At 58.2% G+C, this 251-nt stretch carries 1 protein-coding gene; it reads left to right on the top strand.

The window, feature by feature from the left end; translation table 11 throughout:
• Nucleotides 1–251 (top strand): tape measure protein (locus AMS65_RS00450; protein WP_157501987.1); only part of this gene is annotated, 251 nt, incomplete at both ends.

Below are 251 nucleotides of genomic sequence, written 5' to 3'. Positions count from 1 at the left end.
ATCCTGGAGCAGCTCGCTGACAAGGGCATCCCGATCTACCAGGCTCTGGCCGATCAGATGGGCGTTACCGCTGGCGAAGTTTTCAAGCTCGCGTCTTCCGGAAAGATCAACTTCGAAACCTTCCAAGCAGCAGCAACCGCAGCAGCCGGAACGGTCGCTGACGAGATGGGTAAAACCACCACCGGCTCGTTCGACAACATGATGGCCGCAATGGGCCGCTTCGGTGCGACGCTACTTGAAGACGTTTACCC

This window comes from Leucobacter celer subsp. astrifaciens (genome assembly GCF_001273835.1).
Taxonomy (GTDB): Bacteria; Actinomycetota; Actinomycetes; order Actinomycetales; family Microbacteriaceae; genus Leucobacter; species Leucobacter celer.
This window is presented reverse-complemented; position numbering and strand designations above follow the sequence as displayed.